The organism is Arthrobacter sp. NPDC057013 (genome assembly GCF_042674585.1).
Lineage (GTDB): Bacteria > Actinomycetota > Actinomycetes > Actinomycetales > Micrococcaceae > Arthrobacter.
Genome location: NZ_JBHUSE010000024.1, coordinates 25,592 through 49,592, shown reverse-complemented (window position 1 = coordinate 49,592; position 24,001 = coordinate 25,592). Strand labels below are relative to the sequence as shown.

Below are 24,001 nucleotides of genomic sequence, written 5' to 3'. Positions count from 1 at the left end.
TGCCTCGGGAAAGCGCTGGGGCCCCCAAATCATAACGACAACTGCCACCAGTCCGATCAACGCGAGGAAAGCATAGGAGGTACGGCTGCCCCCCTTTTCGGAACTACTCCGGAGCGACATTACTGTCCCCCTGGTGGCTAACGGAATGTGGATGGGCATGGATAATGAGGGTTGAATCCAGATCCCGTTGGAGGGTATGGGGAGACATTAATCCATGCCGGCCGTGTCGGTCAGCAATGGTTCTGAGATCGTTATTCACGCCCATTTGGTCCAGACGTCGCGGTTTTGCTGCATCCAGTTTTTCACCGCTTCTTGAGGCGACTTTCCGTCGTTAATGACCTGTTCCTGCATTTGCTGCAATTGATCATTGTTCAAGTCGTAGTTCTTGAGGATCTTCATGAGTGTCGGGTGGTTCTTCTCGATTGAGGAGGAGGCCCACTTGTAGATGACAGTTTCTGGCCACTGACAAGCGTAGGTTTTCCCCCAGCATTCCTTCGTGTTGGGCGGGAATTCGACTCGAGTAAGGTCATACTTCTGGGTCATGTAGTTCGGTCGCCACATCAAGCCAAGCCAAGGCTTGCCCTGTTCGTAGGCTCTGGTGAGGTCTGCGTAAAGAGCCGCTTCGGATCCGGCGAATACGATCTCATAATTGAGCTTGAGATTTTCAATGCGCTGGGGGTCACCGTAAGCGAAGGCCCAGGACTCCGCGCCCGACATGAACTGGCCCTTGGATCCCGTCTTCGCCGTTGCGAAGGTTGCAACGCACTTGTTCAACGCTTCCCAGTTAGGCAGCTCGGGGCACGCTGGCTTGATGCCTCGCTTCTCGTCACCCTTGATCACATACGTAGGTACGTACCATCCCTCTTCTCCAGGGTACTTAGCCTTTCCTACTTCAACGATGGCCTTTTCATTGACGTACTTGTCCCACAGTTCAGGTTGTTGCCATTTCCAGAACGCCATTCCTGCTACTGGTTGTCCTTTTGCAGCTGCTGCCATGGTCTCGGTTGCGTTACCCTGGAGAACCTTCGCTTTGCCGCCCAGCTCGTTCACCACCGCGGCCATCAGATTGGCCTGTACGTCCTGTTCTAGATCCCCCAGTGTTGCGAACTGTACTTCGCCTTCTTCCTTCAGCGCGGATGCGACTGCGGAATCGACCGCTGCCGATCCGGGTCCAGCTGCTTCTTGTGGCGTGCAGCCGCTTACGAGTCCAATCGTGCAGAGCCCCGCAGCGACAGCCATCGGCCACCGCTTACTCGCCAAAAAAGAAATCTTGATCATGTTGCCTCCTAGACTTTCGATGGGGAAGGCGATCCTGGAAGTCACCTATCTCACCACCAGTGAAGAGCTTCGATGTGAGTCAAGACACTGGGAGAATTCCAGTGATTCGGTGTTCATTTGTCGGAGTCACGAAATCGTGGCCAGCACCGCACGTCGATTGTTCTGCTGCTCAACGCGATGGTTCCGCTGCGCAGTGAGCAGTTCGCAGCGGCGTTTTGCCTTACTGCGAGAAAGATCGGATACATTCGGGAACCGTGCACAAGGCAATCCTGTACTCATGCCCGACGATCCAGGGTGGCCGAGGGGCTAGGTACCGGAGTTGCACAAGTGGAGATCAGGCTCCCCCAAGCCAACGAAGCGACCAGCCTGTACGTCGCTGCTTGTGTCGTAGACGGAGCATGTGTTCTGTCTTATGCAGCCGCCAAGATCCTTACGAGACCTTCGTAAACCTTCCTAGTGCAGGATGGGGCCTGTCCGTAGGAAGTTTGATGCATGTTCAGAGCCACGCGGAATAAAATCCGCATAGGTGTGCTCGTGGTAGTGCTTCAGCGACAGGAGAAGAGCATTGAAGGATAGAACCTATGACTACATCATCGTCGGTGGAGGGTCTGCGGGATGTGTCTTAGCGAATCGATTGTCTGCTGACGATCGAACCCGCGTCCTCGTGCTTGAGGCAGGACGTCGCCACTCTCGGTTCGACTACCCCGTACGGGTGCCGGCAGCCTTTCTCTTCCTGATGGGCCATCCCCTCTATGACTGGCGTTTCAAGTCCGAGCCAGACCCCATGCTTGCTGGTCGGAGGATCGAACAGTACCGGGGAAAGATCATGGGCGGCTCCAGCTCGATCAATGGAATGTTCTTCCAGCGGGCCAACCCCCTCAGCTTTGAGAAATGGGCTGCCGAATCGGGCAGCGACGAATGGGACTACGCACACGTGCTGCCCTACTTCAAGCGACTTGAGAGGTTCACCGGTTCGGACCCCGATCAAAAGTATCGAGGCTACAACGGCCCCATACCCGTTCACCAGCACGATGTGAAGAACCCCCTCTTCAACGCCCTTTTCGGTGCTGCCAGGGAAGCCGGCTACGAGATCCTCGACAACGTCAACGGCTACCGGCAAGAAGGGTTCGCGCCCTTCGACTCCAACATTGAGAACGGCGAGCGTTACGACGCTGCGCGAACATACTATGCGCCGGTCCGGGACCGGAAAAATCTCGACGTCATCACTGGAGCCCAAGCCACCCGCATCATCTTCGAAGGCAATAGGGCGGTCGGTGTGGAATACGGTTCTCGGAGGGGCGGTCGCAACGAGGTCAGAGGAGCTGAGGTCATTCTCTGCGGCGGCGCCTTCAATTCTCCCCAACTGCTGCAGCTCTCCGGAGTAGGCAACGCAGATGAACTGACCAAGCTCGGCATCGACGTAGTGGAAAATCTCCCAGGCGTGGGTGAGAACCTGCAGGACCACCTTGAAGCATTTGTCATGTACTCATGCACCCAACCCGTATCAAACGCCGGGATCCTGCGGAAACGTACGTACCCCAGCACCGGGCTGAAATGGCTCACCGGACGCAGTGGCCCCGCATCAACAAATCACTTCGAAGCAGGCGGCTTCATACGTTCACAGCCAGATGACCCTATGCCCAACCTCATGCTCACGATGCTTTCCCTGGGGGTAAGGAACGATGGTACTCCCGCTCCCACGCCTCACGCTTATCAGATCAACCTGGGCCCCCAGCAGCCAGAATCACGGGGGCATGTCAAGCTTCGATCGAGCGATCCCTTCCAAGATCCTGTACTTACATTCAACTACCTCTCAACTGAACGGGATCGACAGGATTGGATTGATGGAGTTCGCCTTACGCGGGAGCTTATGAATCAGCCGTCCTTTGCTCCATTCAACGGCGGCGAACTCTCCCCAGGACCTGCCGTAAAGACGGACAAGGAGATTCTCGACTGGGTGGCCAAAGATGCCGAAACAACTTACCATCCCTGCGGGACCGCCAAGATGGGCACCGACGAGGAGTCAGTGGTAGATCCTACAACGCTGCGAGTGCACGGCACTGAGGGCCTCCGCGTTGTTGATGCATCCGTGATGCCATCAATTCCGAACGCCAACCTGTATGCCCCTGTGATGATGATCGCCGAGAAGGCGGCCGACCTTATCCTGGGAAAGGAAACGCTGGCTCCTGAGCAGGTTGACTTCTACCGAGCAGTCAAGGTCAAGGTCCCCTAGAGCGACGCGCCGCCGCCCAGGAAATCGAATATAGCCCCGTTCTACCGCCCGCGACAAGGTGAATGGATGCGCCTGAGTGAGGCAACCCTCTAGGAATAGCCGTCGCCGCATGCTCTCTGTAGCGGAGTGCAGGCCAGATATAAACTGAGAAACAACAGCAGGACCGTGAAGCCGGTGTCTTTTCCCTATGGGGACGAGGCACCGGCTTCAGTCTTGCCTGTCTTCCTGACGTTATTCGGCGACCTGCATATCACGAAGGTCCCCTAGCCAACGGCATGGCCGTGTTCCATCCCGGCGTTTACCACCGATGACGATGACACCGACATCGGTGGTGACAGGGAGACGCCCTAGGCATAGGCCGACAAGATGGAGGCGGCGTTGTAAGTTCATGAACAGAAGTCCGATCCTTTCGTTAGTTTCACAGTTCTTCTGCGGTGCAGGTTGCCAGAAGATGGTCTTGCCAATTAATCCGGGTGGGATGCTAGCTGTGGTCCTCGAGAGCGTTGCCGAGCCCGAACAAACATGATGTGAGGAGTCTTCCTTGACGACGACCGTAGTTCAAAAGAATCAAGGTGGTCTTGCTGCAACCCTTGCGGCGGGACCCGATGACCAGAACGTCTCCGAGGTGATCAATCCGGCGACAGGGCAGGTCTCTGCCCGTTACCGCCGCGCCACCCGTGAAGACGTTGATTCGGCCGTTAAGCGGGCTGAAGCTGCATTCAAGGTGTGGGGCGCCACTCCCCCGGTTGAACGCGCTGAGGCGCTGCTCAAAATTGCTGACGCCATCGAGGAAGAGGCCGAGGAGTTCGCGCGGCTTGAGAGCGAGGACGTGGGCAAACCCATCACCCATGCACGCGGCGACATGCCGTGGATGTGGGATGTAATGCGCTTCTTTGCCGGAGCTGCTCGAGTTTCTTCGGTGCCCGCGGCCGGTGAATACGCGAACGGAAGCACGTCCTGGGTTCGTCGCGAGCCGCTGGGAGTTGTCGGGCTGATCACTCCCTGGAACTATCCGCTCTTGATGGCGATTTGGAAGATAGCCCCGGCTCTTGCCGCTGGGAATACCGTACTGCTGAAGCCGGCCTCGTTGACGCCGGCGACGACGATCAAGTTGGTCGAGGTCGCCAACCGTTTCCTGCCCGAGGGGGTTCTCAACCTCATTATTGGGGACCGGGAGAGTGGGACGGCCATGGTGGAGCATCCAAGCATTCGGAAGATTTCGCTCACTGGAGCGACGTCTACCGGCAAGTTTGTTGCCGCGACTGCCTCAAAGACACTGAAACGGCTCGGTCTGGAGCTTGGTGGCAAGGCACCTGTACTGGTCTTCGCGGATAGCCCCGTCCGTCAGACTGCACGGGACCTTGTAGAGTTCGGGTTCTCGAACAGCGGCCAGTCGTGTACTGCACCGTGCCGAGTCATCGTGGAGGAATCGATCTACGATGAATTCGTCGAGGCCTATTGCGCCGAGGTGAAATCATTGGTCGTCGGTGATCCAGCGGACCCCGAAACAGGGATGGGGCCTTTGATTTCGGAGCACCACATGAATCAGGTGCTCGGTTTCATTGAACGTGCACGGGAGGCGGGCGCGAAGATTCCCGTCGGCGGAAACCGGATCGACCGGCCAGGGTGGTTCGTTGAGCCCACCGTCGTGACAGAGGTGAAGCAGACGGACGAAATTGTCCAGAACGAAGTCTTCGGACCCGTCGTGACCATCCAATCGGCTAAAGACGACGACGAGATGCTCCAGCTCGCGAACGATGTCAATTTTGGGTTGTCAGCGAGCGTATGGACCACAAATCTGAGTCGGACATTGCGCTTTTCACGGGAACTGCAGTTCGGCACCGTCTGGGTCAACCAACACGAATACAACGCCTCCGAGATGCCCTTCGGCGGCTTCGGAGAGTCCGGCATGGGCTACGAACTCACCGCTCACGGAATAGACGAGTACTCCCAGGTAAAGCACGTAATGGTCAAGCCTGACCTGAACGCATAAAAGGCGAAGAGGACTGTTGGGGGACCCACTTCCCTTGGTGGGTCCCCTTTGCCATGCTTGGAAGCCACAAATGCAGCTCGCCCGCTGACCCGAAGAGTTAGCAGCCCTGGATGTTTTGCCGAAATGGGCGGAGTGAAGTGCCAGGGTCTGCCATTCAGGGAGATTCACCATCGACCGTGTTTTCTCGCCTGTACCAAGGAGCGGTGGCTGCTGCCCGGGGCTTGGTTGTCCGCACCTTCAGCATCCACAAGTCGCGGTTAGAATTCGACACACGTTTAGCCCCGTGAGGAGGGCGCGTGGCGAGATTCAGTTGCCACATGCAGGTTCGAAAGATTTTGGATAGTCATTCCGATCAGGCGTCGAAGCACCTCGCTGAAATACTCGATCCTCGCAACGCTTCTCAAAGCGCCAGATAGGGCCGCCCAAAACGAAACTACCCGTTAATGCCTGGCAGCACCATACGTGTAGCCCTTAGACCCCGGGCCCTCCAGCTGCTCTCTGCGCTGGAGGGCCCGGCTTCAGCCGGCGAATGCCGGTCATCAGAATTACTGCAGCTTGAATTCCAGGGGTCGTTGCAACACCCGTGCTTAGCTGGCTATCAGTAAATCACGAAGACGCTCGGCTGGGGTGTGCCAGCCCAGTGTTTTGCGTGGTCGTCCGTTGAGTTCCTGGGCGACGTGTTCGAGGTCCTCGGGACTGTAAGCGTTCAGGTCGGTGCCTTTGGGGAAGTATTGGCGCAGCAGCCCATTGGTGTTCTCGTTGGATCCTCGTTGCCAAGGGCTGGCGGGGTCGCAGAAGTAGACGTCCATGTCGGTGGCGATGCTGAAGGCCTGGTGCTTGGCCATTTCAGCGCCCTGGTCCCAGGTGAGAGATCCGCGCAGGTGCGCCGGCAGGGTCGCCATGGTTTTGATCAGCCCGTCACGGACCGATTCGGCGGTGTGGTCCACCGGCAGATGCACCAGCATCACGTAGCGGGTGGTGCGTTCGACCAGCGTTGCGATTGCCGACTGGTTGTAGGCTCCGGTTATCAGGTCCCCCTCCCAATGGCCCGGGACGGCGCGGTCTTCGATCTCCGCGGGTCGTTCGGAAATGTTGATCATCGGGTCCCGGAAACGACTGATGCGTTCCTCTGGATTCCTGTGCTGTTTGCGGCGTGTTCGGCCGGTGCGCAGGGCCTCTTTGACCTCGCGTTTGAGTCCGCCGCGGGCTTGGAAGTAGAGGGCCTGGTAGATCGTTTCGGGGCTCACGCGCATCTGCTCGTCATCGGGGAATTCCTTGATCAGAAGCTTCGAAATCTGTTGCGGTGACCACCGTGTGAGCAGCTTGTTCTTGACGTAGTCGTGCAGTTCTCCGGGTTCTGCCAGCTTACTGGGCTTGGGCCGGGCCCGGGCAGCGGTGGCGGCCCGATGGGCGCCATAGGGCAGGTAACCGAGTATCGGGTGGCTGTTGCGTTTGATTTCCCGGCTGATGGTTCCCACGGACCGGCCCAGTTCTCTGCCGATCGCCTGCATTGACGTCCCGTTGGAGCGCAGGTCCGCGATCCTCTCCCGCTCCTGCAGGGACAGGTAGCGGGCGCTGACGGGCTGTTCCAGGGCTTCCAGCGCCACCAGAGCGGGTACTGGTTCTACCTTTGCCGGCCGTTCAGGTGCCGCTACCGGGGCTGAGGGTTCCGCAAGAGTAGTTGTCACTTCCTGTTTATACGGCGGATCCACGCCAGGGCCTTCGGCAGTGGCCGTGTCCCTTGGGGCCAGTTGTCGATCCCAAACGTAGGAGCTCTGTTTGCTGGCCCCAACGGTGAGAGCGGCGTCCCTCCGGCTGGCTCCTTCTTGACGCAAGCGCAGGTACTGGGTCTGTTTCTCTGATGGCCGTCGCAGGCAAGTAGAGGCGATGCCGGCACCGATAGCCCAGTTCGAGCAGGTGGAGCGGTTCAGGCCCAACTGCGCCGCTGCTGCACTCACGCTGCCGATTTCGCGGAGCACGCTGAGGAACTCTTCAACCATCGCCGGTGAGTAGCGCTGCGGCGGTCCGGTCTTTACTGACCGGGTGGTCCCTGGCTTCCTGGCCGCCGGTTTGATTCGGCCGGCCCAGGTGTGCGCGGTGCCGATATTCAGCCCCAATTCCTTGGCCGTGGCCACGATGCTGCCGGTCCGATCAAGGAGGGCATAGAACTGCTCCTTCTCGGCCTGGGTGTACTGGCGCTTGCGCCTAATCCCGGCAGCGTTGGCCCACTTCTGGCACGTGCTCCTGTTCAGTCCGAGTTCCTTGGCCGCCTCGGCGACGGTTCCCAGACGCGCCAGGGCGGAAAGAAAATCCTGTCGTTGAGCCCGGCTATGGGACTGCTGATGGCGCTTCACCACAGCCATAGCCAAAGGCGCGGATCGCTCCGTAGAACGAGACTTTTTCTTTAAGGACGAACCTTTTCTCGATGATGCTTCCATTGGTGTTGCAACTCCGGATTGTCGGAGGTGTTGCAACGATCGCTAGAACTCGCCCAGCGCGACTTGGAATCTATCCCCGTTAGGGGGGAAGTTTCGGTAATTATCCAATGTCGGCAAGTCAAAATCGATCCTACAGTTCGATGTCATCACGAACATGTCTCCGGAGCTGCATTGCCCGCACGGCTTGCCCCCACTCCGGTGCTGCTCGAGTCAGAGCCGGCTGGCACATCCCACCAGACAGGTACTCAACGGAAAAAGGAGCAAAAGATGACACCCCCAACGGACAGTCGCCTGACGTCGGCAAACCGATTCCTTGAGGACCTCGACCTCGGTGACTCATGGCTCTCGCAAGGACGCACTATAACCGAGACCGATGTGGTAACGTTCGGGACCTGGTCAGGTGACATGCACCCATTGCATTCCAATGAGGAGTATGCGCGGCGCACCCAATTCGGCGGACGAATCTTCCACGGCCCCGGAGCACTGGCGATCGCCTTCGGGCTGGAAATGGGAATCGGCTGGAAAGAACACTCCGCCATAGCATTCCTGGGCATCCAGGACTGGAAACTCATGGCGCCCGTGAGGATAGGGGACACAATTTCGGTACGGGAAGAGGTAGCGGAGGTCAGGCCCTCCGCAACCAAGACCGATCGCGGAATCGTGAAAACCAAAGTTGAGATACTCAACCAACACGGCGAAGTCTGTCAGGCGGGCCACTGGGTGGTTCTTTTGTACCGGTCCGCGGTGCATACCCCCTGAAGAACCACCCAAGCCCGCCTCGCAGCTACATGTCAGCAGCGCCTGAGCGGACTGAACTGATGCGATTAGCGCCATCACGCGTACAAAAGGAGGCGACGGTGGGGCATATAAGCACGCCAAAAGAGGATGCGTTCAAAAATCCTGAGCCGCGGCTGGCTGTCAGCGTCGTCCTGGTTCGGGACTCGCAAAACGGGCTTGAGGTGTTTGTTCAGCATCGTGCTTCGACAATGGACTTTGCCGCTGGTGTGGTCGCTTTCCCCGGAGGGCGAGTCGACGCTGTCGACTCCTCGTATGGGCAATTGAGCGTCGACCTGTTGGAAGCACATGCTGCAGCTTGGGAGCGTACCGAGGCCTCCTCTGAAGCCGCCGATGCCTGCCATAACGCTGGCCGTCTCATTGCTGCAGCCGTGCGCGAGGTGGCAGAAGAATGCGGCATCTCCGTGGAACCCCTTGCCCTGACGCCTTGGGCAAACTGGATAACCCCAAAGGGCATGCCGAAACGTTTTGATACATACTTCTTTGTGTGCGCGCTGGCGCCCGGCGTTGAGCCGCGGCATGTAACGACCGAGGCATCACACTCGCATTGGGTGTCCGTCCGCCAACTCCTGGAACAGGAAGCCGCCGGCCTGCATAGGCTCCTGCCCCCGACGCTGACGATCCTGGATGAGCTCCTTGAAACTGGTGGAGCAGAGCACATGCACCAAAAGCGTCGAACCATTGAAGCTGTGCAGCTTCGTCCTGACGAGATTGAAGAGTTCTACCGCTTGCGCAGGGCTTTTCGACCAGCGCCGGATCCTGAGGCCTAAGCCAGAAGAAATCTCTGCTGAGCCGCAACGTTGCAGCAGCATGGCAGAGTCTTTCAACGTCTCATATCTAAATTCATCGACAGTCGGGCATGAAAGACTCGTGCTGCCCTGGAGGGGCCCATAGACCTCAAAGCGTCGTCATGGGGATGCAACAACCGGGAGATGCCGTTGGTGCGTTACGGAGCCCCTTGTCGAAAGCCTGGACTGCCCCAAGCCGTCATACGAACGCAAACATGTTATCGCTCGTCCACGGGCGGATGCCGAAGAAGGGGAGTACCGCCAGCCAGCGTCCTGCTCGATGGGCTGCGGTATCCACCGGGCAACTTGACGACCGCGCCTTGGATGAGATACCCGTGCCCTGCTTTGCGTAAGCAGTCATATGGAACTACAGGCTGGTCCAGGTGAGTTCCAGTGCCACAAGGCCACCACGGCTTTAACCCTCTTTCGTCCGGCCTGTATGGCGGATGTAGAGTCCGGCGGCATATCAATGAAACAAGTTGTCTTCTGCGGCTTGTGGGTAATACGAAAAGATCGGCGTAAGGTGGATTTCCCACCAATTTTGCCGGTCAGGTAGGCGTCCTAGTCTTCCTACATGCACCATTTAAATTCAGCGGCTTTCTCAGAAGCCAATGCACCTAGCACTCTTTCCGCCGACCCTTCACAGCAGGTGGATGTGCCGAGATATTGGTCCACTTCGGTGAGCCGGGTAACGGATTCAAAGGTCTATATCCGTGGGTATGATCTTGAAGAGATGATCGGCAATGTCCCGTTCGCGGCCTCGACGTTCTTGTTGCTGCAGGGCCGACTTCCTACACCAGCTGAAGCGGATCTGCTTGACGCGGTTCTGTCGGCCATCATGGACTACTCACTGCAAAAGTCAGGAACTGTTGCAGCCCGCTACGTCGCCTCTGCCAATCCCAACATGGCAGCTGCACTGGCCACCGGAATCCTTGGCGTTGGGAAGAACACCATGGACCCAGCGGACACGGCGCGGTTCTGCATTGATATGTATTCGCGCCTGCAGACCAGCAACAAGACCTCCGACGCTCTGGCTGTTGAGATTGTCGAGGAACTACGGGCAAGGAAGCAGCGGATTCCAGGTCTGGGCCATCCCGTTTTCCGGTACGTTGACCCTCGGGCGCAGAAGCTGCGCCAACGCGCCGTTGACGCAGGCATCTGGGGACCCAGGGCCGAGTTCTTCGAGGAGATTTTCCGCGCATTCACCAGCCTTCCCGGCAAACAGTCGATTGTACTGAATGACATTGGGATGATGGCACTGGTGCTTGTCGAGATGGGGTTTTCGCCGGAAGAAACTACTGGTCTCGCGATCCTGTCTACACTTCCAGGCGTTATCGCCCATGTCTCCGAGGAATTGGGCCAAAAGCGGCCTATCCGCACGGTCCCTGAGGGTACGGCCGAATATGACCTAACAGCAAAGGACTTCAACAACGATTGGAGTAAGGCTGGATGGAAGAGAGAGTAGCAACCCCTGTGTGAGCTGGCCTATCAGCTGGCTTTCTGTTTCTCAGTCCAAGCTCTTCATCATCAGGCCAGAAGAGAGGCTCCTGGCCTTGAACCAAGCCTGGCCGGCAAAGGATCTGATGGTGCAGTCCGCGCGATACCAAAGCCTTGGGACGTGACTATGTCGAAACAAGTGACATTAGTTTCCCACTTTCGCCCCCTTGCTCCGAAAGGATTTAATCTTGACCAGTTCAGTTCTTATCATTGGCGGTGGCCTCATCGGTACATCCAGCGCATACTTTTCCGCACGACTAGGCTTGAACGTCACCTTGCTCGAACAGAAAACAATCGGTTTTGGCGCGTCCAGCCGCAACGCAGGATTCGTTTGGCTCCATTGCCGCAACCCTGGTTGGGCACTCGACATCTCGAAGAAGGGCCGTGCACTCTACGATGAACTCCGTAACGACCTGCCCATCCCCTTCGAATTCCGGGCTGAAGGCGGTCTGATCTATTTCCACGACGAACTCCAGGCGCCCATTTTCAAGGAGTTCGTTGCTGCACGACAGGCCGACGGCCTCGATATGTCGCTGCTGGAGAACAAAGAAGTTCGGGACCTGGTCGGGCCGATCCGTGAAGACGTTGTCGGCGCCAGCTATTGCGCCGAGGACGCCCAGATCAATACAGCCACAGTGGTGGCGGCCCTGGCCGCGGGAGCACGGGCCGAAGGGGCAGACCTCCGCGAAGGCGTAACCGTTTCCAAACTCATCTTCTCCGGAGGACGTGTCATCGGCGTGGAAACGAATGAAGGAAACTTTTTCGCAGACAAGGTAGTCGTTGCATCCGGAGCATGGACCGAAAAGCTGATGCGGGCGAGCAACCTGGAAGTCCCAATCGGGCGCGAACGCCTCCAGGTTATGGCTACCAAACCCCTGCCCATGCAGATCAAGCCGGTCGTCTACGGTCCCACCGCAGCAAAATCATACGGGCTCTTCCGCAACCTACCGAGCTGGGACGATGAGCTTTTCCGCAGCAGGATCGAAGAAGAGTCTGGCTATGAAATGCTCACCCTCGCCGCACAACGGGCGAATGGGGAAATCCTGATTGGTTGTCCGATGGACTACCCTTCGGAAGTAGATCTATTCCCGACACTTGACGGGCTGAAAGCAATCGCCGATGACATTATCGGAGATTTCCCAGGTCTAAGGAAGGTGGGCATAGACCGAGTATGGGCAGGTGTCCTGCCGTTTACATCAGATCTCGTCCCGGTGATTGATGAAATCACGCCCGGCCTCATCATGGCGGCCGGACATGTGTTCGGCAATTCCTCAGGGCCAATGACCGGAAAACTTATCAGCCAACTCCTCACGGGAAGTGAACCTGAGATTGACCTGACGGAGGTTCGCTGGAACCGCGAGCTTGATCCCGTAATTCCTGGGGCAACCGTCCACTGGTAACCTGAACGCCCGGCAGGAGTGGGCGGCACGCCACATGCCGCCACTCCGGTTGGAGTATTTCCCTGCCGCCACTCCGGTTGGAGTATTTCCCTGCAAGGGACGAAATGGGGGCCAGGTGTTGATTCCGTACACCGCTTGTCAACGGCAGTGGAAGGCGACCAGGCGACATATGCGGCGAGATGAACTGGCTGTTGGGTTGGCCTTCCTATGCCTTTCGGCGCATGTTTGCCTGTTCTACGAGTTCTGTCATCCATGGCCGGTGCCCGCGGTGGAACACCACGCCGTCGGGCAGTCCCTGGACGGACGGGACGGAATCGGCAATGTCGATGGTGATTCGGCCGTCGGCCAGGGGCGCGTTGGTGATGTGCAGGTCGCCGTATGACTTTGGAAGTACGGGATCCAGCCAGAACCCTCCGCGGGAAACGTGAGTGTCATACCGCATCAGGCTGGTCACCAACAGGATTGGGGTAGTCGCGGCCCAGGCCTGTGGTGAGCAGGCTGTGGGGTAGGGCACGGGTGCGGCGAGCTCGTCCCGGCTGAAACCGCAGAACAGCTCCGGCAGGCGGCCGTCCGAGTACTCGGCCGCCTCGAGCAGCGCGGTGGAGATTCGCTGGGCTTCTGCTATGAAACCGTAGCGAAGAAGCCCGGCTACTATCAGCGCGTTGTCGTGGGGCCAGACGGAGCCGTTGTGGTAGCTCACGGGGTTGTAGGCCCCCATATCGCTGGCCAGAGTCCTCACTCCCCAGCCGGTGAACATCTCCGGGGACATCAGACGTTCGGCTACCTGTGGGGCTTTATCGTCATCCACGATGCCGAGCCACAGACAGTGGCCCATATTGGAGGCGCATGAATCAACCTGCCGCTTCCCCCCATCGAGGGCGATGGCGTAGTAACCGCGTTCTGGAATCCAGAACTGCTCATTGAACTGTTCTTTCAGTTGCTTCGCCCGCCCGGCGAGCTCGTCACCGAGAGTGGCATCCCCGGCGTCGTAGGCCATCCAGGCGCGGGCTGAGTAAGCGGAGTAGACGTAAGCCTGCACCTCACAGAGTGCGATCGGCGGTTCGGCCAAGGTGCCGTCGGCGAAGTTGATGCCGTCCCACGAGTCCTTCCAGCCCTGGTTGATCAAGCCCGCGGGGTTGAGGCGTTGATATTCGACAAACCCGTCACCATCTTTGTCCCCATAATCCCGGATCCAGTCCAAAGCCCTGTCCGCATGGGGCAACAGGGCGTCGATGGTGTCCTTGGCGAATCCCCAGCGGCTGACCGATCCCAAGATCATGACGAACAGGGGAGTGGCGTCTACGCTGCCGTAGTAGTTGGACTTGCCTCCGAGAGACAAGCCGCTGGATACATCAAGCCTGACCTCGTGCAGGATCTTGCCCGGCTCCTCCTCGCTTATTGGGTCCACTACGGTTCCTTGCCGGTCTGCCAGCGTCTGAAGCGTCCCCAGGGCCAGGGACGGGTCCACGGGTAACGCCATTTCTGAGGCCCATAGCGAGTCGCGACCGAAGAGAGTCATGAACCACGGGGCCCCGGCGGCCACGACCACGCGCTCTGGATGGTTCGGGTCCTCGATGCGGAGGGCGCCCAGATCGTCATAACTGCGCCGCAGTGTGCGTTCGATGGAGCGGTTTCCCATCTGCAGCACCGGAATCTTCGCGACCCATTCCTGCCTGCGCCGGTCCCTTGGGGACATTCCGTCCCCCTCAGCATGGGCGAACGCCGCGAGAGCGGCCCCCTCGGTGCCGGCTCGCTCAGTGTCGGGTACGACAGTGAGAACCGTGCTCCACTGCCCGTGCGGCGGAACGGACACCTCGTACGTCAGAGCTTCGGGCGAGACGACGGCTCCGGGGGCCTGAATCACGACGCCCTTCCGGACCTCTTGCCAGGTTGCCCCGATGGTCAGCGTGTCACCGGCTGCCCGGCGTGTTTGGTGCCAGCGTCCCTGGATGCGTGCTTCTTTGACCTCGAAGAGGTCCGCGAAATCCGCCTCAATGCTCAGTGCCATTTCGCATTGGGCGGGCTTCAGGGAGTGGTTGCGAACGGTAATCTGCTCCTGGATGCCGACCCCCACCTCGCGCAGCCGCTGCACGATCAGCGGCGTGTCCGCATACCCCTCTGATTGCGGAACGCGGCCGACAAACAGTGCCCGGTACGGCTCCCTCGTCTCAGCAGCCAGTGACTCCAGCGGCTTGCCGTTAATCGTCAGGCTCCACCCGGACAGGACGCGGGTGTCGTGAACAAAGACGCCATGCGGAAGTTCGGCGTGTATGTCTCCATTCGGCGCTGAAATACAGAAGGACGATCCCTCCACCAGTGTGACCGTCCCGGCCCCCAATGCACCGGCCGCAGTGTCAACATTCCACCCAGCCATCCATGCCCCCTTTAGAAGCCAATGCCGGCCTGGTCTGGTTCGATAGGAACGCGCTGCGGCCGATCGCTGCCGACTACTCGACGGTACTCCTGCTTGTTTCAGGATGCCAGATGCATCATTGCTTAGAACGCCTTCCGCTGTGGGATCCGGGCGGGCCGGCCTACTCCGGTACGGTCACGGGACGTACGAATACGCAACGAAGCCGGGGACTCACTCCCTGCTTGACTGGGAAGGCCCTGCGCCAGCCAGCGCTGACACCCTCACCGTACGGGGCCTACCTACATCGCCCTCTGGGGCAGGCCTGCCTGACCGTGACACTGGGAATACCGGTGAATCCGTGGTTGGCCTGACAGGCCGGGCGTTGCCTGACGGGGAGGACTGCTCATGAGCGGAACCATGGATCCCATGGCGACTGATGTGGATCAGCAAGAGTTCCTGGCCCAGGCCAGGGAGCAGGGCATCGACCTCGTCGGTCCGGAAGGGCTGTTGAACCGGTTTCACGAAGAGCGTCCTGGAGACCGATCTGGAAGCGGAAATCGACGAACACCTCGGATACGAAAAGCACGACGTGTCCGGGCGTGGGAGCGGGAATTCCCGCAACGGCACCCACACGAAGACGGTGCTGACCGAAGTTCATGTGCGTGGAATCGATTTCGTCAACCCGCCCTCCTGGGAATGCAATGACGCCGGCAGCAAAATCCATGGTTGAGACCCTGTGCTGAACGAACACTTCAAGTCCTGCGGGTGCATCCCGGAGCAGAACGACGCTAACGGCAAGACGCGGGTCAACTAACGCTTCTGGCTGTGCCGCAGGTACCCGTGGCACTTGTCCCTCTTCTGGCAGATTGACGGCATGGATCTCATGGTCTCAGCACAACTCTGCCTTGCACGGCCCCGGACTCGAGGAGTTCATGGGCGACTGGAGCTGACTGAAGAGGCAAGATCTCCTGTATTTCGGCACGAACAAGATTGCGTTGTAGGAACTGCAGGCAATCTTCCAGCTCAGCACGGCTGCATGCTTTGGAACCCACAAGTCGTATCTCTCGTTGGATTAACGCTCCCGGCAAGATGGCGACTGTCTTGTTTTCTAAGTTCCCCACGACGGCGACGCTGCCACCACGTCGGACCGACCGGAGACTGCTGTCCAGGGTCGCGTATGCAGTCATGTCAAGGACGATGTCCGGTTGGAGGTTTCGTTGTCGGACTTCCTTGTCGAACACTCCTCCCTCAGCAACGACAACCTCGTCGGCATACAGCCGCAGCTTATCGACTTTTCGCGCACTGGAAGTAACCCCTACAACCTCGGCCCCCATGCTTCGGGCCAACTGGAGAGCATGTATTCCGATGCCCCCGCTGGCCCCTGTAACCAGCACGCGCTGGCCTGGCTTTACACCTGCGAGCATCAGCGCGTGATATCCCGTGCCAATGGCACACGCAGCAATGGCGGCAGCGTCGAAGGAAACTTCATCGGGAATATGCGCAAGGCTGAGTTCATCGATAACGCAGTATTCGGCGTAGCCTCCGTCCAGGCCTTCTCCGTAGAGGACCCCCTGCGTGCAGAGAACTTCCCGTCCACCCAGGCAGTGCCGGCAAGTGTGGCAGGACGTGCGCTGTGTGGAGGCAACCCGGTCTCCAAGCCGGAATTCCGACAAGCCCGGACCAGTGCCGGCAACAGTGCCGGCTATCTCATGTCCTATCACCGGCCCCAGGACCCGATCGACCTTGCCGCTTCTTCTCATGATGTCCTGGCCGCAAACACCGCAGGCTTCTACTTTCACGAGGACTTGGCCCCACCCTGGGACCGGGACATCTCGAGTACGTATTTGGAGTACGTCACTGGCACCAAATGCTTCGAGAGGGAAGGCAAGCATAGTCTGCGGGATCACTTGACTATCCACTGTTTAGCGTGGCCCTAGCTTGTGCCGCTGGATGCGTGCGCCAGTACTTCCGCGATTCCTCCTCATTTCCGCTTCCGATGGGAGTCTCCGAACTGATGAGTGTCTGAAAAGGCTGATGGGGTACCGAGTGCTTTAGGACTTGGGCCGGACATCCTGCCCATGACACTAGAACTGTAGGTCCGGATTGGCGTCGCCGGCATTGGAGATTCAACGAGATTCCGCTTCCCAGGTTGAAGATTCCTATAGGCATCTCCCCCGGGTCTCCGTGGGCCACTGAACACGGTGGTTCCGGGTCCTCCAACTTGAAATAGCAGCTGGAGGACCCGGGGTACTTGGGGCCGCAGATGATTGCGATTACTGGACGAGTTGGGAGCTGCGGGACCTATTGCTGTTCACGGGCAAGTCTCGGATCGATGATCTCAGCGAGATGGCGAGATGCCTGGTCCGTATGGTTTTCCAGAATTTGCCGGACCTGCATGTGGCAACTGAATCCGTCCGTCAGGATGGGCGTCCCGTCCAGCGTTTCCCGTAGTGCAGGCGCCAGCGACTGCTCAGCAACTGCCATACTGACGTCAAAGTGCTGGTGTTCGAAGCCGAAGTTCCCAGCAACACCGCAGCAGCCGGTGGCCTGAGTGATAGTGGTTACTCCTAAAGCAGCCAGCGCAGAGGTCTGTGACGCTGATCCAAAAGTGGCGTATTCGTGGCAATGAGTCTGGACGGTGACTGCCGAGGGCACGGTTTGGGGACGCCAGCCTGCGCTTGCTTGCTCCAAGACCGCGCCCGCGAAGTTCTGAATACGACTTGCGACGCGGCGCGCGGATTCGGTTGGCACGAGCTCGGGCAGGTCTTTTCTCAGTGCTGCTGCACAGCTGGGCTCGATGACGACAATTGGGCGGTCTGTCCCGTCATCGAGGGCGGCGGCAGTCTTTGCAAGGAGCTTCCGGGCTGTATCCAATTGTCCTGTTGAGATCCAGGTCAAACCGCAGCATTGGTCGGCGCTGCACTCAACAGATTTCTGGGCGTCTTCCAGGACCCGTTTCGCTGCACCCGCGACTGCCGGCCGGAATCCGCGAGTGAAACTGTCCACGAATAGCACAGTGTCGGCCTCAGCCGGCCTGCTGTCCCCCAGTTCTCTTTGTAGCTGTCTCCGCGACGCGAAGTCAGGCATCTTGCGTTTCGCTGTGATTCCTGCGGCACGGGCGATTACCCCAGCAAGAGGGCTGCGAAGGGTCATGTTGATCAATGGGGCTATGCGGCCGGTGACCTTCAGCCACGTTGGCAGCCAACCCAGACTGTAATGCGACAAAGGACGCAGGCGCCTCTGGTAGAAGTGGTGGAAGAACTCGGATTTATACGAAGCCATGTCGACTCCTGCAGGACAGTCACTTGAACATGCCTTGCAGGAAAGGCAAAGGTCCAAGGACTCTCGGACGTCTTTCGATTTCCACCCCTCCTCCGCCGTTCTGGACCCCATGACCATTTCCTGCAAGACGCGTGCACGGGCCCTGGTTGAGTCTTTTTCGTCCCGAGTGGCCCGGTAGCTTGGACACATAACTCCCGCTCCAGCCGTGGTACGGCATCGTCCAACACCGATGCAGGATTGAACGGCGTCCGGAAAGCCTTCTCTGCCTTTCGTCGTCGGCTCGAGGGCAAAGGAAGTCCGGAAACCGCGTGCAGGGGCGCCAGCGAGGGCGAGGTCTGCCATGACCGGGACTGGCTTGGTGATGATTCCGGGGTTTAGGAGCTCCTGAGGATCCCAGATGGCCTTGTAGTGAGCGAAGGCTGTGATGGCTGCAGGGCTATACATAATCGGAAGGAGTTCGGAACGGGCCCTGCCATCCCCATGCTCACCGGAAAGCGATCCGCCGTGGCGGCTAACGAGAGCAGCCGCCTCCTGGAGGAAGCGTTGCATGATCTCACGCCCCGACTCGCTTCGTGGGTCAAAGGTTACTCGTACATGAGTGCAGCCGGCCCCGAAGTGCCCGTACATCACGCCGCGAAGTTGATGTTTTTCCAGCAGGGCAATGAAGTCCGAAAGATAAGCCGCAAGATTCTCCGGAGAAACGGCTGCGTCCTCCCATCCGGCCCACGACTGCTCCCCGTCCGCCAGCCGGGATGAGAGACCCGCCCCGTCTTCCCTTACACGCCAGAGGTTCGCGCGTTCGACCGGGTCCGGTACGGCCAATCCTTCCAGGAGATTTCCGCGCTCAGCCAAGCTTTGCAGAAGATTGTCCGCCTGCAGACGAACATCTTCAGGGTTTTCACCATCCAGGTCGACATAAAGGTATGCATTGCCCTTTGGAAGAGCCCCGACTGCCGCGTCCCCCCGGCGATGGCGGACTGTCTGGACGATTGCATCATCGATACCTTCAACGGCTGCAGGATTAAACCGCAGGATCTCGGGCACATCCGACGCTGCGGCAACGACGTCGGGATAACCCAGACAAACCAGAAGCGCCGAAGGTGCAACCTTTGCCAACTTGACGGTGGCAGACACGATGACGGCGCAGGTACCTTCGCTGCCGGCCAGCGCCTTAGCCGTATCGAACCCGTTCTCAGGAAGGAGGTTCGCCAACTGGTATCCGGAAACCTGCCGTGCAAGTCGACCGAACTCAGTCCTGAAAACGGCCAGGTTGGAGTCAGCAAGATGCTTTAGTGCTTCCTGGATTCGTGCGGCCTCCGCCGTCGATTCCGCGTCCGAGGGATCGACTGCCCGGACTCCGCCTGCTTCAGCAGTCACCAAGTGTCCCGATGCCGTGACCAGGTCCACTGAAACGATATGGTCGGCGGTTCTGCCGTCCCTGACAGAGTGGTTGCCGCAGGCATCGTTGCCTATCGCCCCCGCCACAGTGACGCGCCCCATAGATGAAGGGTCAGGAGCGAAGGTATACGTACCACTTGTTGCTGCTTGAATTTCCTTTTGCAGGGTAGTCAGGATGATCCCCGGCTCGACCGTGACGGTCTGCGACTCCAGGTCCAGTTGCAGCAGGCGGTTCATGTAACGGGAAAAATCCAGCACGAGGCCGCTTCCGATGGCGTTGCCGGCCATGCTGGTCCCGCCACCCCGGCTCGTCACGGGGCATCCGTGGCGCCGGCAAATTTGAATAATCGACCTGACGTCGTGGCTGCTGCGGGGAAAGGCGACCGCCAGTGGCCGGACACGGTAGTTGGAGGCATCAAACGAGTACTCGGTCCGTCGCCGACTACTGCTGTCCACCTCTATGCCAGTGTCTTTAAGATCACGAACAAGCGCTTCGGTGATGTCTGAGCTCATGGTGCTGAAACTTTCCGTAAAGGTGGCCTGTCGGGCCTATCTAAGACTGGTGGCGGCTCTGCCCTGTCGACGAGGTGTTACCTTCGCCATCGAATATTGTTCTGAGATCGTAGGGTGGTCTCAGGGGAAGCAGCCGCCATAATTTCTTCGAGAGAAAGAACGGAACTTTGGTCCTTTTCCAAGGGCCCCTGTTTTGCTGCCTCAACTCTCCACCTAGATCTGGGGTACAAACCCTATCGTGCCCTACCGGTACGGGACTGGGCAGATCATCGCAGTGTGTGGAGCCTCTGCGACACTACCTGTAGCTTCCACGAAGAGAACGGCCCGATGCCGTGAAGTTGCCAGTTTCGCCACAGGATTTATCCCCGTAATTTGAATGGCATGGGAAGCAAAAGCGTATTAATCACAGGGTCCGGATCGGGTATCGGTCGAGGCATTGCCAAGGCATTTGTCGAAGCAGGATATGAGGTCTTCGCCAGCGATATCTCCGAGGAACGCCTCGCAGAGACTCGAAACGAACTCGGTTCTCCGGAGTCACTGCACACAAGGGTTGCAGATGTCAGCGACTACCAGTCGGTATCCGCACTCGTAGACGAGGTCGTGGACAAGGCCGGGAAGCTGGACGTCTTCGTCAACAGCGCAGGGGTATTCGACGGATACGCCGACGTGCTTGAAACGACCCCGGAGCTATGGGCCAAGATCATCGGGGTCAACCTGACCGGGGCCTTCTACGGAGCCCGCGCCGCGGCACAGGTAATGACCAAGCAGAACTCCGGTCGCATCATCACTATCGGGTCAGTTGCAGGCCAGCGGGGTGCGGCCGACGGAATCTCGTATGTCGCTTCCAAGGCTGGCCTGGAAGGCCTGACCCGGCGGCTGGCCATTGATGTTGCCCCACATGGTGTGACCGCAAACGTCGTCGCTCCCGGCGTCATCAAAACCAACCTCCGTGCGACCTCTGAGGAAATCCTGGGAGACCTTGTCTCAACCCAGCAACGCGGCATTGGAGTATCGCCCGAGATCATGGACTTCCTCATCCCTGCAAAACGGTCAGGTGAACCATCAGAAGTCGCGAGTGTCGTCCTCTTCCTCGCTTCCGATGCCGCCAGCTATGTCAACGGTCAGACCATTCAAGTCGATGGCGGCTGGAACGCCACCTAAATCTGCCGGGCTGTATGGCGGGCTAACAAACAAACAACCAAGGGCCCCAAGTGGGGACAACATGAAACAGCCGGAGCAAGGCAGAAGCTGAAATCCGGGACGTGAAAGGTGTATCAGTGATCAGGACAGCATTGACCGAGGCCCTCGGTCTCCAATACCCCATCTGCTCCGCAGGCATGGCCCGGGTGGCGCAGGCCGAGCTTGTAACCGCCGTTAGCAACGCCGGGGGCCTGGGTTGCCTCGGTGGCGTCAGCTTCATGCCGGATAACCTCCGGGCCGAAATCAAGAAGATCGAAGCTGGCACCGACAAACCCTATGCGGTCAACCTGCTGCTTCCGGATTCCCTTACCACCGAGGATGAAGCCCAGTGGGCACCGGTGCGCGAGCTGTGGCAGTCACTGTCCGGAGCCGACCAGGAAAAATTGGCCGGCGTGGAAGCTCTCCTAACCCCTGGCGCCGTGGCAGATCAAGTCCAGATCGTCCTGGACGCAGCACCTGCCGCCGTTGTCCTGACCTTCGCCACGCCTGACTGGTTCATCAAGGAATGCAAGGATCGTGGGATAACTGTCTTTTCCCTTGTCGGTTCCGTGGGCAAAGCGAAGGAAGCCAGCGATGCCGGTGTTGACTTCATCGTCGCCCAGGGCACCGAGGCCGGGGGCCACACTGGCTACGCATCAACCATGACCCTCGTGCCAGCCGTAGCGGATGTTGTAAAGCAGCCCGTCCTGGCTGCCGGCGGCATCGCCGACGGGCGAGGACTGGCAGCTTCCCTCGCCTTGGGCGCAGCAGGTGTTTGGGTTGGTACCCGATTCATCGCAAGCCCGGAGGCATACGGCCATGACAACTTCAAGAACCGCGTAGTCGAAGGCACTTTCAAGGACAGCACCATCACCTACTCCTACAGCGGTAAGCGCATGCGCGCTTTCGAAAACAAATGGACGTCGGAGTGGACGGCGGCCGATAAGAAGCCCGCAGGCTTCCCCGGCCAGTACGCGGTCGCGGGTACCCGGGTCGAGACCGGGTACCAGGACGGTGACATGGATTTCGGCATGATGCCCGTCGGCCAGACAATGCAGCTGGTTCACGAGATTCTTCCCGCCGGCCAGATCGTGGAGAACATGGCCTCGGACGCTGAGAAGATCCTCAAAGGACTCGGGGTCTGACTAGCCGATCGCTGGGCCCAAGGACTGGCAGGCAACCCGTCTTAGTGACTGCCAGCAGGCTCAACGGGCCTACAGCGTGTTCAACTATCAAATTCAAGGTGGAGCGGATATGAACAACTCGTCAACCGAGCAAATGGGGTGTGTATCCGCCTTCGAGAAAGTCGCTGGCCGCAACCCCGGCCAAACGGCGATTATCGATGGCGATAGGACCATCAGCTATGGGGATATGCAGGCGTCCATCGAGCGCCGCGCCGGGATTCTGCTCAAAGCCGGGCTCAAACCGGGTTACCGGGTAGCCCTCATTGCTGAAAGCTCCGCCGACTATCTGGTAACCGCTTTGGCTGTATGGCGTAGCGGCGGCGTCCTTGTGACCGTCTACCCCTCTTCGGGGTCCGGTGATCTGGAGTACGCCATTGATACGAGTGACCCGGCACTGATCGTTACTTCGGAAAGCGTCGACCGCGCATTGGTCACTCCAGCAGCACGTAACGCGCCCATTGTCGATATTGCTGACTTTCGGGTTACCGAGGTACGGCATAACGCGTCGCCCAACCCCGAAGGTCTTCGCGAACCCCTCGCCATGATCTGCTTCTCGTCGGGCACCACTAGCAGGCCGAAAGCGATTATGCTCTCAGCAACCGTCATCCACAATTGCGCGGATACCTACGGTGAGGTTTGGCACCTTGGCCCCGAAGACACAGCCATCATTTGTCTACCAATGGCCTGGCTGTACGGGCTCGCCAGCACCTCATTGGCCGTCCTGCTACGCGGCGGGACCGTGGTCGTGGTCCGCAGGGCCCGTCCGGAGATGATCGCGCCAGCCATCGAGAAACACCGTGCGACGTTCCTGGCTGGCGTCACTGCAACCTTCGGGAAACTGGCACAATTCGCAGAACAGAACAACAGCGGCCATCCTGCCTTCCCTTCACTGCGACTTTGCATTTCAGGTGGAGAGCCCCGAAATGAGGCCGCTTTCAGCCGCTGGCAGGCACAGACCGGGCTGCCCGTCCTGGACGCCTACTGCGCCTCTGAATGTCTACCACTGGTGACGTATGACCCCATCTCCACCCCAACCCCCAGACAGGGCTCCGCTGGCAAGTTGGTGCCACGCTCGAAGCTGAAGGTTTTGGACGCCGAAGGGCATGAAGTCCCGGCAGGCCAAATTGGGGAAGCCTACTCCTCCGGCCCTGGACTAATGCTCGGATACTGGCGTGACGAGGAGCAAACGCAAGCCGCTATAACCGAAGATGGCTGGTACCGCACCAAAGATCTTGTGAGAGTAGACGAGGATGGCTTCGTTTACGTGGTTGGCCGTCTATCGGATGTCATTATCCGAGGCGGCACAAATATCTCTCCTGCGGAAGTCGAGCGGGTCCTGCAGCAGCACCCGTCCGTTGCTGAAGCTGCCGTGGTGGGCATCGCGGATGACATCTACGGCCAGCGTGTGGTGGCTGCCATTGTCCCCCAAGTGGGTTCGACCCTTGACGACGACGAGCTTAAGGCGTTCACCGCAGCGCGGTTGTCGTCTTATAAGGTCCCCAGCCAATTCATCGCGGTCGACGCCCTTCCAGTAAATCTGACAACCGGAAAAGTCAGCCGGCGTGACGTGGCAGCGCTTTTGTCGGCCGAAGCAAGCCAAAGCAGCTCATAACGGCGGAACTGCACCCGCCACCAAGACTATGCGCAGCGCTCTCAGACATGCTGCCAAA

Annotated in this window: 14 protein-coding genes and 1 pseudogene; 10 read left to right on the top strand and 5 right to left on the bottom strand. The window is 59.0% G+C overall.

The window, feature by feature from the left end:
- Nucleotides 1-255: 255 nt before the first annotated feature.
- Entirely contained in the window at nt 256-1,278 is a 1,023-nt protein-coding gene (locus tag ACFTSA_RS21640; protein ID WP_377953942.1) for a glycine betaine ABC transporter substrate-binding protein, read from the bottom strand.
- Between the two features lie 565 nt (nt 1,279-1,843).
- Between ACFTSA_RS21640 and ACFTSA_RS21635 the strand changes: the two genes are divergently transcribed.
- Both ACFTSA_RS21635 and ACFTSA_RS21630 read left to right on the top strand, forming a co-directional pair.
- A complete protein-coding gene (locus ACFTSA_RS21635; RefSeq protein WP_377953940.1) occupies nt 1,844-3,511 on the top strand; it encodes a choline dehydrogenase in 1,668 nt (555 codons plus the stop codon).
- A 541-nt stretch (nt 3,512-4,052) separates the two neighbouring features.
- Nucleotides 4,053-5,504 carry an aldehyde dehydrogenase family protein gene (locus tag ACFTSA_RS21630; protein WP_314191867.1) on the top strand — a complete coding sequence of 484 codons (1,452 nt, stop codon included), beginning with the start codon at nt 4,053-4,055 and terminating at the stop codon, nt 5,502-5,504.
- Between the two features lie 587 nt (nt 5,505-6,091).
- Here ACFTSA_RS21630 and ACFTSA_RS21625 read toward each other — a convergent pair.
- Entirely contained in the window at nt 6,092-7,114 is a 1,023-nt protein-coding gene (locus tag ACFTSA_RS21625; RefSeq protein ID WP_377953975.1) for an IS30 family transposase, read from the bottom strand.
- Nucleotides 7,115-8,209: 1,095 nt separating this feature from the next.
- Here ACFTSA_RS21625 and ACFTSA_RS21620 point away from each other — a divergent pair.
- The 4 genes from ACFTSA_RS21620 (at nt 8,210) to ACFTSA_RS21605 (ending at nt 12,422) form a co-directional block, all read left to right on the top strand.
- Nucleotides 8,210-8,701 (top strand): MaoC/PaaZ C-terminal domain-containing protein, encoded by a 492-nt coding sequence (locus ACFTSA_RS21620; RefSeq protein ID WP_377953939.1) that lies wholly within the window; start codon nt 8,210-8,212, stop codon nt 8,699-8,701.
- A gap of 98 nt (nt 8,702-8,799) precedes the next feature.
- Nucleotides 8,800-9,507, top strand: a complete 708-nt coding sequence (locus ACFTSA_RS21615) for an NUDIX domain-containing protein (protein WP_377953937.1) — start codon at nt 8,800-8,802, stop codon at nt 9,505-9,507.
- 592 nt (nt 9,508-10,099) lie between these two features.
- Nucleotides 10,100-10,990 carry a citryl-CoA lyase gene (locus tag ACFTSA_RS21610; RefSeq protein ID WP_377953936.1) on the top strand — a complete coding sequence of 297 codons (891 nt, stop codon included), beginning with the start codon at nt 10,100-10,102 and terminating at the stop codon, nt 10,988-10,990.
- A gap of 220 nt (nt 10,991-11,210) precedes the next feature.
- Nucleotides 11,211-12,422: an NAD(P)/FAD-dependent oxidoreductase gene (locus ACFTSA_RS21605; protein WP_377953934.1), complete on the top strand. Its 1,212-nt coding sequence runs from the start codon at nt 11,211-11,213 to the stop codon at nt 12,420-12,422.
- Between the two features lie 205 nt (nt 12,423-12,627).
- Here ACFTSA_RS21605 and ACFTSA_RS21600 read toward each other — a convergent pair whose 3' ends face one another.
- Nucleotides 12,628-14,796: a glycogen debranching N-terminal domain-containing protein gene (locus ACFTSA_RS21600; RefSeq protein WP_377953932.1), complete on the bottom strand. Its 2,169-nt coding sequence runs from the start codon at nt 14,794-14,796 to the stop codon at nt 12,628-12,630.
- A gap of 502 nt (nt 14,797-15,298) precedes the next feature.
- On the opposite strand from ACFTSA_RS21600, the pseudogene ACFTSA_RS21595 reads away from it, so the two are divergent.
- Nucleotides 15,299-15,412, top strand: a pseudogene (locus tag ACFTSA_RS21595) (transposase); the annotation flags it as partial.
- 244 nt (nt 15,413-15,656) lie between these two features.
- Here the strand turns inward: ACFTSA_RS21595 and ACFTSA_RS21590 are convergent.
- Both ACFTSA_RS21590 and ACFTSA_RS21585 read right to left on the bottom strand, forming a co-directional pair.
- Nucleotides 15,657-16,535: a zinc-binding dehydrogenase gene (locus ACFTSA_RS21590; protein WP_377953973.1), complete on the bottom strand. Its 879-nt coding sequence runs from the start codon at nt 16,533-16,535 to the stop codon at nt 15,657-15,659.
- A 541-nt stretch (nt 16,536-17,076) separates the two neighbouring features.
- Nucleotides 17,077-19,968, bottom strand: coding sequence for an FAD-binding and (Fe-S)-binding domain-containing protein (locus tag ACFTSA_RS21585; RefSeq protein ID WP_377953930.1), 2,892 nt, complete (start codon nt 19,966-19,968; stop codon nt 17,077-17,079).
- A gap of 381 nt (nt 19,969-20,349) precedes the next feature.
- Between ACFTSA_RS21585 and ACFTSA_RS21580 the strand changes: the two genes are divergently transcribed.
- From ACFTSA_RS21580 to ACFTSA_RS21570, 3 genes are all read left to right on the top strand, one after another.
- Nucleotides 20,350-21,129 carry an SDR family NAD(P)-dependent oxidoreductase gene (locus tag ACFTSA_RS21580; protein ID WP_377953929.1) on the top strand — a complete coding sequence of 260 codons (780 nt, stop codon included), beginning with the start codon at nt 20,350-20,352 and terminating at the stop codon, nt 21,127-21,129.
- A 116-nt stretch (nt 21,130-21,245) separates the two neighbouring features.
- Nucleotides 21,246-22,292 (top strand): NAD(P)H-dependent flavin oxidoreductase, encoded by a 1,047-nt coding sequence (locus tag ACFTSA_RS21575; protein ID WP_377953927.1) that lies wholly within the window; start codon nt 21,246-21,248, stop codon nt 22,290-22,292.
- A 109-nt stretch (nt 22,293-22,401) separates the two neighbouring features.
- Nucleotides 22,402-23,943, top strand: a complete 1,542-nt coding sequence (locus tag ACFTSA_RS21570; RefSeq protein ID WP_377953925.1) for a class I adenylate-forming enzyme family protein — start codon at nt 22,402-22,404, stop codon at nt 23,941-23,943.
- The last annotated feature ends 58 nt before the right edge of the window (nt 23,944-24,001 follow it).

Coding starts and splice junctions, on each gene's coding strand:
- ACFTSA_RS21640 (WP_377953942.1), bottom strand. CDS start 1,278: ATGATCAAGATTTCTTTTTTGGCGAGTAAGCGGTGGCCGATGGCTGTC.
- ACFTSA_RS21620 (WP_377953939.1), top strand. CDS start 8,210: ATGACACCCCCAACGGACAGTCGCCTGACGTCGGCAAACCGATTCCTT.
- ACFTSA_RS21610 (WP_377953936.1), top strand. CDS start 10,100: ATGCACCATTTAAATTCAGCGGCTTTCTCAGAAGCCAATGCACCTAGC.
- ACFTSA_RS21600 (WP_377953932.1), bottom strand. CDS start 14,796: ATGGCTGGGTGGAATGTTGACACTGCGGCCGGTGCATTGGGGGCCGGG.
- ACFTSA_RS21590 (WP_377953973.1), bottom strand. CDS start 16,535: ATGAGAAGAAGCGGCAAGGTCGATCGGGTCCTGGGGCCGGTGATAGGA.
- ACFTSA_RS21585 (WP_377953930.1), bottom strand. CDS start 19,968: ATGAGCTCAGACATCACCGAAGCGCTTGTTCGTGATCTTAAAGACACT.
- ACFTSA_RS21580 (WP_377953929.1), top strand. CDS start 20,350: ATGGGAAGCAAAAGCGTATTAATCACAGGGTCCGGATCGGGTATCGGT.
- ACFTSA_RS21570 (WP_377953925.1), top strand. CDS start 22,402: ATGAACAACTCGTCAACCGAGCAAATGGGGTGTGTATCCGCCTTCGAG.